Source organism: Streptomyces sp. PL-29, assembly GCF_058344425.1.
This window is the reverse complement of sequence record NZ_CP136996.1, coordinates 6,656,420-6,669,157: the sequence shown is the minus strand read 5'-3', so window position 1 is coordinate 6,669,157 and position 12,738 is coordinate 6,656,420. Positions and strand designations below refer to the sequence as shown.

Sequence of the window (12,738 nt, the reverse complement as noted above, 5' to 3'; positions counted from 1 at the left end):
CGCGCCCCGACCGTCCGGCCCGTCTGACGGCTCGGCGCCCTGGCGGCCCGCCGGTCGTCCGGCGACCCATCATCGGGCCACCGCCCGGCAGTAGTCCCGGTCGGTGGCGAGGAGGTTGCGGTGGGTGTCCTCGGCCGTGACGCGGCCGTCGTCCAGGACCAGGACCCGGTCGGCGGCGTCCAGGAGGGCCGGGCTGCTCGTGATCACGAGGGTGGTCCGGCCCCGGCGCAGCCGCGCGATGTTGCGCGCGATGAGCTGCTCGGTGACCGCGTCGACCGCCGTCGTCGGGTCATGGAGGACGAGGACGTCGGTGTCGGCGGCCAGCGCCCGGGCCAAGGACAGCCGCTGGCGCTGCCCGCCGGAGAGGTTGGCGCCGCGGTCACGCACGGCGTGGTCGAGCCCCTCGCGGTGCAGGGCGACGACGTCGGTCAGTACCGAGGCCTCGACGGCCTCCGGGACCGTCCGGCTGCGACCGGACGGGTCGATGTTCGTCCGGAGCGTCCCCGCGAAAATCTCCGCGTCGTACGGGTTCACCAGCAGGTGCTCGCGGACCGCCTCCACCGACAGCCCGGCGAGCTCTTGGCCGCCGAGCCGCACCGTGCCCTCGTAGGCACGGGGCGGGACCCTGACGGCCAGGACGTCGGCGAGATCTGCGGCGGCGCGCGGCTGGTAGGCGGCGATCGCCACGAACGCGCCCGCCGGGACGCGGAACGTCAGGCCGTGCAGGGCCCCGTGACGGATGCCGTCGACCTCCAGGCCGCCGTCGGCGGCCGGGCGCCGCGCCCCCGGTACCGCAACTGGGGGCGCGGTCAGCACCAGCGCCATGCGTTCGGCCGACGCCCGCGCCGTCATCACGTACTTGGGCATGTCCGAGAACATCCTGAGCGGCTCCATGATGAACTGTGCCAGCCCCACTGCCATCACGAGCTCGCCGAGGGTGATGCGGCCGTCGAAGGCCAGCCCGCCGGCCGTCAGGGTCACGGCGACGGCCAGGGCGGCGTTGAGGGCCGCGGCCGTGCCCGCGTACACGCCGTTCACCCCGGCCACCGTGACCGCCTGGTGCTTCGCCTCGGCGCTGACCTTCCGGTACGAGCGGAAGGCCGCATGGTTGCCGCCGAAGCCGTGCAGCGGGCGCAGGCCCGTGATCAGGTCGGCGACCTTCGCCCCCGCCCGGGCCACCCGGGCCTGCTGCTCGCGGGTACTGCAGCCGATCCGCCGGGACATCACCGACAGGACCGACAGGATCGTCACGGTGCCGACGATCACCAGGAGCCCGAGCCCGGGATCGGCGAGCCCCAACGCGACGGCGGCGACGAGCACCGCGACCAGCGAGCTGATCAGCAGGGGCACGACCTCGATGATGTCGGCGGTCTGGTCGGCGTCCTCGGTGGCGATCGTGAGCACCTCGCCGGACCTGAGGCCGGCGTCCCCGGCCACGGGCTGGAGGCCGCAGTCCGCGACCCGCACCCGCCAGCGGTGCGCCTCCGTGGTGTTGGCCTTCTGCAGGATGCGCATGCCGAAGCGCCACGACAGCGACACCGTCGTGATGATCACCGCCAGTGCGGCGATCGACAGGACCAGTGCTCCGGGGCCGCGGTCCCGCATCGTGTGCTCGACGATCAGGCCGAGGGCGATGGGGAAGGCGGTCTCGCCGGCCTGGTAGAGGCCCATGAGGACGGTGCCCCGGGCCATGGCGCCGACGTTGCGGCGCAGCGCGATGCGCAGGATGTCGGACCCCGAGCGGGGCCGCTGCGGGTCAGGAATCGTCATCGAGGTGGCGGGCAATCGCTTCCGGGGTGCGCAGGGTGAACAGGTCACGGATCGTGATCACTGGACCGTACTCCCGGCGGAGCAGGCCGATCAGCCGGACCGCCAGCATCGAGTGCCCGCCGAGGGCCACGAAGTCGCCGACCGCGCTCACCTCGTCGTCCTCCAGGTCCAGCGCCTCGGCGAAGAGCGCGCAGACGGCCGTCTCCGTCCCGGTCCGGGGGCGGCGCTCGCCCGCCGTGGTCAGCGTTCCCAGCGGACTGGCCTCCGGCAGCGCCCCGGTGTCGGCCTTGCCGTTCACCGTCAGCGGGATGGCGTCGACTTGGGCGTAGTGCGTCGGGCGCAGGAAGTCCGGCAGGGCGGGGGCCACTTCGGCGGCCACCGTCGCGAGGTCGGCGTCGCCGTCCAGTACGAGGTAGGCCGCCAGCCGGTGGGCGCCGTCGACCTGCGGATCGGACTGGGCGACCGCGGCGGCGAACCGGACCCGCGGGTGCGCCGCGAACGCGGCCTCCACCTCACCCGGTTCGACGCGGTGCCCGCGGATCTTGACCTGCCGGTCGGTGCGGCCAAGGTACGCCAGGTTGCCGTCGGACCGGCGCACCACCAGGTCTCCGGTGCGGTACATGCGCTCGCCGGGCGCGCCGAACGGGCAGGCGACGAACCGGTGCGCGGTCAGGGCGGCCTGCCCGAGGTAGCCGCGCGCGATGCCGATGCCCGCCACGTACAGCTCGCCTGGAACCCCGTCCGGCAGCGGGCGCAGCCACGGGTCCAGGACGTACGCGTCGGTGTTGTCGACGGCCACGCCCACCACCGGGTCCGCGCACTCGAAGGTGCCGACGCCGAGGGTGTTGATGGTGTACTCGGTCGGGCCGTACAGGTTGTAGCCGGCGGTGCCCTCGGTCTCGGCGAGCCGGCGCCACAGAGCGGGCGTGACGGCTTCGCCGCCCAGCAGGACGAGGGCGGGCCGCCGGTCGGGGTCGTCGAGCAGTCCCTCGGCCACCAGTTGCAGGGCGTAGGTCGGGGTCACGTTGACGACGTCGATGCCGTGGTCGGCGCAGTACTCGGCCAGCCGGGGGGCGTCGCGCCGCAGTTCCTCGTCGCAGACGTGCACCTCGTGTCCGTCAGCGAGCCACAGCAGTTCCTCCCAGGACATGTCGAAGGCGAAGGACACGGTGTGCGCGATCCGGAAGACCCGGTGGCCGTGCTCCGCCAGCACCGGCTCGAAGATGCGGCGCTGGTGGTTGATCAGCATGTTGGTCAGGCCCGCGTATGCAGTCACCACGCCCTTGGGCCTGCCGGTCGATCCGGAGGTGTAGATGGTGTAGGCGGCGTGCCGCAGCCGGTGCGGGTCGTCGGGGGTGAAGGTCGTGAAGGGCTCGGTCTCGGGCAGGGGCCGGTCCAGCTCGATCAGTTCGCCGGGCAGCCGGTCCAACCGGGGTGACACCGCGGCGACGGTGAGGATCACCTCCGGGCGGGCGTCCGCGACGATCGCGGCGATCCGCTCGTCCGGGTGGTCCAGCTCCAGCGGCACGTACGCGGCGCCGGTGCGCAATACGGCGAACAGTGCCACGATCGCGTCGGTGGAGCGCGGCACGGCGAGGCCCACGGTCGCCTCGGGGCCGATGCCGCGGGCGGCGAGTACGCCCGCGACGGCACGGCTGCGGTCGCGGAGGTCGGCGAAGGTCATGACGTGTCCGCGGGCGACGAGGGCGGTCCGGTCGGGGGCGCGGTCCGCCGCCCGGTCGAACCGGTCGACGACGGTGTCCGTGCCGATGTCGGTGCGCTCCGCCGGCACCGGCCACGGCCCGGGGCCGCGCAGGGCGCCCACCGGTCCCCTGCTCCGGGCGAGGTCGTCGAGCAGGCGCAGGTAGTCGTCCAGGAGCTGCCGGGCCGCCGGGGTGTCGTGGTGGCGGTACTCCAGTTTGACCGCGATGCGTTCACCGGGGGTGACCACCCAGGTGAACGGGTAGTGCGTGGAGTCGTCGGCGCGTACGGCGGTGATGCCGTGGCGGGCGTTCATCTCGGCGAGGGCTTCCAGGTCCAGGAAGTTCTGGAGCACGAACAGGTTGTCGAAGAGCGTGTCGTGTCCGGCGGCCCGCTGGATCTCCCCCAGCCCGATGTGCTCGTGCTCCATCGCCTCGACCCGGGACGCCTGCACGGCCGCGAGGTAGGCGGCGACGGTGTCGTCCGGCCGCGGCCGTGTCCACAGGGGCACGGTGTTGAGCAGGACGCCGACGATGCCGGACCGGCCCTCTCCCTCCCGGCCGGAGACGGTCACGCCGAACACGGCGTCGCCACGGCCCGTCCGGGCGCCCAGCAGGAGGCCGAAGGCGCCGGTCAGCAGGGAGTTCAGGGTGACCCCGTGGCCGCGGGCCGCGTCCCGCAGCAGCTGGGAGCGATCCGCGCCGAGCGTGTGCACGAGGGTACGCGGCGGGCCGTCTGCAGGGGCCGGGGCCGGTCCGGCCAGCAGCGTCGGGCCGGACAGGCCGGTCAGGTGCCGTGCCCAGAACAGCTGCGCCGGCGCGGAGTCCCGGGCGGCGAGCGCCCGGGCGTGGTCCTCGAAGCTCGGGGAGGCCGGGGCGGGTGCCGTCAGCCCGCCCCCGACGGCGGCTTCGTAGGCGGCGAAGAGGTCGCGGAGCACGATCTCCCGGGACCAGCCGTCCCACAGCAACAGGTGGTAGCTGAGCAGCAGGCCGTCGCGACCGTCGGGGCGGCGTACCACGGTGAGCCGGATCAGCGGCGGCCGACCCGTGTCGAATCCGGCGGCGCGGTCGCGGGTGAGCAGGTCCTCGACCTCGGCGTCCGTCGTGAGGTCCACCGTGCGGACGCCGAGGCGGCGCCCGGCCGCAAGGACCTGCACGGCGCTGCCGTCCTCGTCGGTGGCGAAACCGGCGCCCACCGCCGGGTGGCGTGCGAGCACCCAGGCCATCGCCTCGGCCAGGGCGCCGGTGTCCAGGCGCCGGTCGAAGGTGAACCAGCTCTGCGCGACGTACTGTCCGGCCGGTCCGGCCAGCTGGGCCTGGAAGAACAGGCCGCGCTGGAGCGGGGTGACCGGCGCGGTGCGCTCTGCGGTCGTGGTGGCCTGCGCGATGCGTTCCAGTGCGTCCCGCCAGTACCCGGTGATTGCGTCGGGGACGCCCTCGGCGAGGGTGAAGGCGGCGTGCAGGCTCCCGGTGGCCGCGTCCGTCCAGGCGTTGACCTCGACGGCGTAGGGGGTGCTCCGGTCGCCGCCGGTGATGTGCAGGGCCTGTGACTCGGCGCCCCGGCCGAGGTAGTTGAACAGCACCTGTGGGTGGGTGTCCAGCAGGGGGGCCGTCTGCGGGTCGAGGTGGCGGAGCCGGCCGTAGGCGCGGTGGGCGCGCTCGTCCGGGCGCCGTGCGGCGATCTCGCGGGCCGCCGCCACGGGATCGGTGTGCGCGGAGAGGCGTACGGGTGCGACGGAGGTGAACCAGCCGACGGTGCGGGTGTAGTCGTGATGGGGCAGTACCGGGTCCCGGCCGTGCCGCTCCAGGTCGACCGCGAGGTCGGTGGGTACGGGCTGGATGCGGGTCAGTGCGGTGCGCAGCGCCCCGCACAGCAGCTCGGTGAGGCCCACGCCGAGCGCAGCGGGCGCGGTGCGGGTGACGAGGTCGCCGATGCCGGGCGGGAGCACGACGGTCGTGTCGCGCGTCGCCCGGACGGCGGGCAGCAGCGCGGGCGCCCGGAGCGTGCCGATCCAGTGCCCGAGGCCGTCGTGGTCCGGGTGGGCCGACGGGTCGGCCAGCGCTCGCGCGTACGCGGCGTACGACGTGGTCGCCGGCGGCACGGGGGCTGCGCGCAGGGCCGCGTCCAGGTCGTCCAGCAGGATCAGCCAGGACACCGTGTCGACGGCGAGGTGGTGCACGGCGACCACGAGGGTGCGGGTCGCCTCCAGCCAAGCGAACGCGACGACTTCCCCCGTCTCGGGATCGAGACGTCCGGCGGCCTCGTCGGCCGCGGCCGACGGGTCGGTGGTGTCCGCGCGGACGACGGTCACCCGGCGGGGTGGTCCGATGCGCAGGGACCAGACGCCGTGCTCGACGCGCAGGCGCAGCCGCAGGGCCGGGTGGGCGGCCACGACGGCGTTCGCGGCGCGCTCGACGTCGGTGAGTCCGGCGCCCTCGGCGGCCGTCACCGCCCTGGCCTGGGCGAAACGGGCGAGCGAGCCGCCCAGACTACGCTGGCGCAGGACGATCGGGGTCACGGTCAGCGGGCCGTCCTCGGGAGCGGCGGGCCCGGTGGGGGGTAGCGGTGCCGCGCCGTGCGGGGTGGCCGCCGCCAGGTGTGCGGCGAGAGCGCGCGGGGTCCTGAGCAGGAACACGTCCCGCGGTGCGATCGTGAGGCCGCGGGCCCGGGCCCGGTTGACGACGGTGATGGCGAGGATGCTGTCACCGCCGGCGCGGAAGAAGTCGCAGTCGGCGTCCGCGGCGGTGCCGGGCAGCGTGTCGGTGAAGATGCCGACGAGGACCGCGAGTGCAGTGTCGGCGCCCGTCGCGGGCGCCTTGCGCGCCGCGTCGGCGGCGTGGGCGGCGTGGGCCCGTTCGGCCCGGGCCGCCCACTCGGTGAGGGCCCTGCGGTCCAACTTGCCGTTGGCCGTCAACGGCAGGGCGTCGACGGGCAGCACCCTCGCGGGCACCATGTGCGCGGGCAGCCTCGGGGCCAGCAGACCGGGGAGGTCGCCCGGCGGCCGGCCGACAACGTGCGCGACGAGATGGTCACCGCTGTCGGCGACGGTGACGACCGCGTCGACGACGCCGTCGAGTTCCCTGATCACGGCCTCCACCTCGGCCGGCTCGATCCGGAAGCCCTTGAGCTGGACCTGGTCGTCGGCACGGCCGGTGAACTCCAGGTCCCCGTCGAGGGTGCGGCGGGCGAGATCGCCCGTGTGGTACATGCGGGAGCCGTCGCCCGCGAACGGGTCGGCCACGAACCGGCCCGCGGTGAGACCGGGGCGGCCCAGATAGCCCAGCGAGAGCTGGCCGCCCGCGACGTAGACGGCGCCGACCCGGCCCGGCGGCACCGGCCGGAGCCGGTCGTCGAGGAGACGGACGGTCAGGCCGGGGATCGGGCAGCCGATCGGGACGGCTCGGCCGCTGCGCTCGAAGTCCCGGTCGGTCAGGGCCCGGTGGGTGACGTGCACGGTGGTCTCGGTGATGCCGTACATGTTGACCAGCTCGGGCGAGGCGGTGCCGTGCCGTTCAACCCAGCCCAGCAGCCGCCCGAGGTCCAGCGCCTCGCCCCCGAGGACGATGCGGCGCAGTGCGGGCAGCGGCTCACCGGAGTGCCGGTCGGCCTCGATGAACTGGTAGAAGGCGGAGGGGGTCTGGTTGAGCACGGTGACGGCGCGTTCGCGCACCAGCCGGTGGAAGTCGACCGGGGAGCGGGTCAGCGCGTAGTCGGGCACCAGCAGCTCACCGCCGTGCGCCAGGGCGCCCCACAGCTCCCAGACCGCGAAGTCGAAGGAATAGGAGTGGAACTGCACCCACACGTCGCGAGGCCCGAAATCCATGGCGGGGCGGGTGTTGGCGAGCAGGGCCACCACGCTGGAGTGCGGGACCACGACGCCCTTGGGCCGGCCGGTGGAGCCGGAGGTGTGGATGACGTACGCGGGATCGTGCGGGCCGGGAGGGGGTGCCGGTGCGGCGGGTGCCGCGGGGTCCTGCGGCAGCGGCTCCCCCTGGACGAGCACGCGGGCGGCGAGTTCCGCCCGGGCCACCAGCCGGGCCAGGCGGTCCCGTTGCCCCGGGGCGGCGAGGACCACCCGTGGAGCGGTGTCGGCGAGGACGTACTCCAGCCGGACGTCCGGGTGGGCCAGGTCCAGGGGTACGTAGGCGCCGCCCGCGGTGACGACGGCCACCAAGGCGGCGACCTGCTCCACGGAGCGTGGGACGGCGACGGCGACGCGCTCCCCCGGTCCGACGCCGGCGGCGCGCAGGGTGGCGGCCAGTGCGTCGCGTGCGGAGGACAGTGCGCCGTAGGTCAGCGAGCGGGTGCCGCCGTCGAGGGCGCACTGGGTGACGGCCGTGGCGTCCGGGTTCCGGCGGACGGCGGCGTCGAAGAGGGCGTCCAGTGTGGTCGCCGCGGCCCGCGCGACGGGGGCCGGGTGCCGGGTGAGGCCGGGTGCCGGGCCGTCGACCGGGGCGTCCGGACGGGTGAGGAGGCCGGTGAGGGTGTGGGTGAAGTCGGACAGGATCGCGCGGGCGCCCTCCTCCCGCAGGAGCGCGCCGTCGTGGATCAGGTTGAAGCGGGTCCGGCCGTCGGGCGCCCGCTCCACCACGAGGGTCAGCGGATAGTGCGGGGCGCCCTCGTTCACCACGCCGGTGATGGACAGCGGGCACCCGGGCACCCGTAGGGCGGCGGTGTCGGCCTCGATGTCGAAGACCACCAGGGTGTCGAACAGCGGGCCTGCACCGACGTGGCGGCTGATGCGAGCGAGTGAGACGTGCTGATGGTGCAGGACGGCGCCCTGGTGCTCGCGGACCGAGGCGAGCAGCTCGCGGGCGGTGGTGGCGGCGGTCCATCGGGCGCGGACGGGAACGGTGTTGATGAAGAGGCCGACCATGTTCTCGATACCGGGGACGTCCGCGTCGCGCCCCGACACCGTGGACCCGAAGACGACGTCCCGGCCGTGCAGGAGGCCGCCGAGGGTCACCGCCCAGGCGCAGTGCACGGCAACGCTCAGCGGCACGCCGGCCGAGCGGACCGCCTCGTCGAGACCGTCGTCCGCGTCCACGGCCGTGTCGGCGAACCGGTCCGACGGCAGGTGTCCGTCGGCGACCAGCGAGGGGCCGGGCAGATCGGCGAGCTGTTCGCGCCATACCCGGTCGCTCTCGCCGTCGTCGCGCGCGGCGAGCCGGCGCAGGTAGTCGGTGAAGGCGCCGACGGGGTGCACGGTGCCCGGTGCGTGGTATTCGGCGAGCAGCGCGCGGAGCATCGGCGGCACCGACCAGCCGTCGGCAATGATGTGGTGCACGGTCTGGACCAGGATGGTCCGGCCGGCTCCGGCCCGGATCAGCGTGTAACGCATGAGGGGGCCGGTGGCGAGGTCGAATCCGGCGCGGCGGTCCCGTTCGGCGTGTTCGCGGATCTCCCCGTCGGTGATGCCGGGCCGGTCCAGGACGGTGAACGGGGCCTGCAGGCCGCCGTCGAGCACGCAAACCACGCGGCCGTCGGCGAGGGGTGTGAAGCGGGCGGCGAGGTTGGGGAAGAGGGCGAGCAGGCGGGTGGCCGCGGCAGCGAGCCGGTCGGCGTCCGCCTCGCCCTCCAGGGTCAGCAGTTGCTGCTCGACGTAGCGGCCCGCGGAGTCGTCGTCGAAAACGGAGTGGAAGTACAGGCCTTCCTGGAGCGGCGTCAGGGGCAGGACGTCGCGCAGGGCGGGGCCGTCCAGTTCGTCGACGTCGGCCTGGGTGAGGGCGGCCAAGGGGGAAGTCGCCGGGCGAGTGGCCGCCCGTGCCGAGCGCCGCGATCGCGGCCAGGGCCTGCTGGAAGTACCCGCCGATGGCCGCGCCGTCCTCGTCGGTGAGCAGTCCCTGCGGCCAGGAGAGGGTGGTGACGAGTTCGTGGGCGCCGGTCGGGCCCGGTTCGGCGGCTGCGTTGAACTCCAGGGCGCGCGGGAGCCGCATCGCCGGGTCCCGGGTCTCCCCCAACTGACGGGTGGCTCCGCACGGTTCCCAGTCCCGTGCTGATCCTGAGTCGAGGCGGCCGAGGTAGTTGAAGAGCACCTGGGGTGCCGGTGTGTCGAACCGGGCGCCGGACAGGTGGCGCAGGACGCCGTGGGAGAGGCCGCCGCGCGGGACGCGGGCGAGGTCTTCCTTGACGGCCTTGAGGGCGGCCGTCAGGTAGCCGGGGTCGCCGGGATCGGCCGCCGTGCCCGGGTCGACGGTGACCGGGTAGAGGGTGGTGAACCAGCCCACGGTCCGGGCCAGTTCCGGTTCGAAGCCGGCTTCGTCCGCGACGAACCGGGACTCGCGGCCGTGCCCCTCCAGTTCGACGTGGGCGAAGGTCTGGTCCTGGCCCAGGTCTCGGCGCCACCGGGCGAGCGTGATCGCGAGCGCGGTCAGCAGCACGTCGTTGACGCCCGTGTGAAATCGCGCGGGGATGTCGCCGAGCAGGGCGGCCGTGGCCTCGGGGCCGACCGAGACGGTCGTCGTGCGCTCCCGGGCGACGGTGTCGTCCGCGCGGAGCGCGCGCCGGCCCACGGGTGCGTCCGGCCCCGGCAGGGCGCGCCCGAAGTGGGCGCGGTCCTCGTCGAAGGCGGCGCGCTCCAACAATTGGGTCCAGCGCCGGAACGAGGTGCCCACCGGAGGCAGTTCGATCGGTTCGCCGGACGCGTACTGCCGCCACGCGGTGGCGAGGTCCTCCATCAGGATCCGCCACGACACGCCGTCGACCACGACGTGGTGGGCGACGAGGACGAGTTGCCGGGCGGCACGGCGCCACACGGCGCGCAGCATGACGCCGCCCGCCGGGTCCAGCGCCCCGGTGGCGAGCGCGACGCACGCGTCGAGCGGCTGGTCGCTCTCCTGCCACCCCGCGGCGTCCCGGTTCGCGGGGGCCGGGACGTCGAAGCCCCAGCGGTCGCCGCGGACCAGTCGGGCCCGCAGCATGTCGTGGCGTTGCACGACGGCGGAGAGGACCGTGTCGAGGGCGACGGCGGTCAGGTCCGCGGGGGTGTTCAGCACGACGGACTGCACGAAGCCGTCGACCGCGTCGGTGGTCTCGCCGAGCCAGCGCACGATGGGCGAGCCCGTCACGGAGCCGGTCGCGACGTCGTCGTGGTCCTCGGCGGCAGCCTCGACGGGGCTCGCCACCGCGGCCAGCGCCCCGATCACGCTGTGGGTGAAGATCTGCCGCGGTGTGACGTGCAGGCCCGCCCCGCGCAGTGTGCCGAGCAGCGAGATGGCGAGCAGGCTGTCGCCGCCGAGCCGGAAGAAGTCCTGGTCGACGCCGACCCGGTCGAGCCGCAGGAGCGTCGCGACCGCCGCGCAGACCAGGCGCTCGTTCTCGGTGACGGGCGGAGCGAGCGGGGCCGGGCCTTCGCCGGGCTCCGGCAGCGCGCCCCGGTCGAGCTTGCCGTTGGCGGTGAGCGGGAACTCCTCCATGACGACGACGCGGGCGGGCACCATGTGCTCCACCATGTGCTCGGTGGCCCAGTCCCGGACCTCCTCCGCCCGCAGGTCCTCGCAGCCCGCGGCCGGGATCACGTAGCCGACGAGGCGGGTGCCGCCGGCGGCGTTCCGCTGCGCGACGACGCAGCTGTGGCGCACCCGCGGATGTTCCGCGAGGCCGGCCTCGACGTCCTCGATCTCCAGCCGCATGCCGCGGATCTTGATCTGGTGGTCGGCCCGGCCGAGGAAGTCCAGCGATCCGTCCGGCGCGTACCGGGCCAGGTCACCAGTCCGGTACAGCCGTGAGCCGTCCCGGGCGAAGGGGTTGGCGACGAACCGGGAGGCCGTCAGGCCGGGGGCGCCGGCGTATCCGCGGCCCAGGAGGAAGCCGCCGACGTACAGTTCGCCGCCGACGCCGACCGGGACCGGGCGCAGTTCGCCGTCGAGGACGTAGAGCTGGGTGTTGGGGTTGGCCCGGCCGATGGACGTGGAGAGGCGTTCCGCGGCACCCCGGTAGATGACGTGGGAGACACCGATCGTCGTCTCGGCCGGGCCGTAGCCGTGGTACATGGGTATGTCGAGTCGGGTGCGGAAGCGTTCGTACAGTTCCGGGGTCAGGACCTCGCCGCCGCACCAGACGTGCCGGAGGCTGTCGAGCCGGCCGGAGTCGCCCGTGATCTCCAGCAGCACGTCCAGCATCGACGGCACCAGGTAGGTGAAGGTCACGCGCTGGTCGGCGACCACACCGAGCAGGTGGTGCGGGTCGCGTTCGCCGCCGGGCCGCAGGACGACCAGCCGGCCGCCGGACACCAGCGGCAGGAAGATCTCGTTGATGGAGATGTCGAAGGACAGGGGTGCCTTGAACAGCGCCGCGTCGTCGCGGCCGAGGCCGAGGACCTCCCCGGCCTGCCACAGCAGGCGCTCGCTGATCGCCTCGTGCCGGATCATCGCTCCCTTGGGCCGGCCGGTGGAACCGGAGGTGAAGATCACGTAGGCGAGGGCGTCCCCGGGTGTGGTGACGCCCGGATCCCCGACGGGGTGGCACCCGTGGCGCCAGTCGCCGAGGCCCACGGCCACGGCGGCGGGTTCGCCCGGATCGTGCTCGCCCGAACCGTTGAGCTGGAGCACGACACCCGCGTCCTCGATGACGGCGGCCCTGCGCGCGGCGGGCCACTGCGGGTCGAGCGGTACGAATGCGGCGCCCGCCCGGAGCACGCCGAGGAGCCCGACGACCATGTCCGCGGAGCGCGCCAGCGAGATGCCGACGACCTGTTCGGCTGTGACGCCGCGGTCGAGGAGGTGGTGGGCCAACTGTCCGGAGAGCTCGGCGACCCGGCGGTACGTCAGGCTCCGGTGCTCGTCGACGACGGCGACGGCGTCGGGGCGGGAGCGGGCCTGCTCCAGGAACAGCTGCACGACGGTCGGGCGGATCCGGTCCGCGCCGGTGTCGTTCCACTCGGCCAGGGTCTCGATGCGCGCCGCCGCGCTGGAGGGGGCGATGGTGCCGAGGGGCCGGTCGGGGAAGTCGGCCAGGTCGTCGAGGGCGAGCTGTGCCTCGGCCGGCGGGACGCCTTGCGGGAGGGTGATGCTGCGGGCGTCCGCGCCGACCTCCCAGCCGGGCGCGCCGGGGCCGCCGCCGTCGACCCATCCGAGGACGTCGGTGAAGGCGGTGGAGGGCGTGAGTTCCACGCCGTCGGGGCTGCGGCCCGTCGCCCAGTAGGCCAGCCCGACCGAGCACGCCGAGGCGATGGTCCGGTCGCAGTAGTCGCCCGCTCTGCGGCGTACTGCGGCCAGGCGCGTGGGGGACAGCCGTACGAGACGAGCGATCGGTTCCTTCATCGACGAC

Annotated in this window: 1 protein-coding gene and 1 pseudogene; both read right to left on the bottom strand. The window is 74.4% G+C overall.

Translation table 11 applies throughout. The features are described from left to right. Positions 1–69: 69 nt before the first annotated feature. Positions 70–1,770, bottom strand: a complete 1,701-nt coding sequence (locus R4Z63_RS30310) for an ABC transporter ATP-binding protein (RefSeq protein WP_384449241.1) — start codon at positions 1,768–1,770, stop codon at positions 70–72. Beyond that, a pseudogene (locus tag R4Z63_RS30305) lies at positions 1,757–12,731 on the bottom strand (non-ribosomal peptide synthetase). The gene R4Z63_RS30310 and the pseudogene R4Z63_RS30305 overlap by 14 nt, the downstream one beginning before the upstream one ends. Positions 12,732–12,738 lie beyond the last annotated feature (7 nt).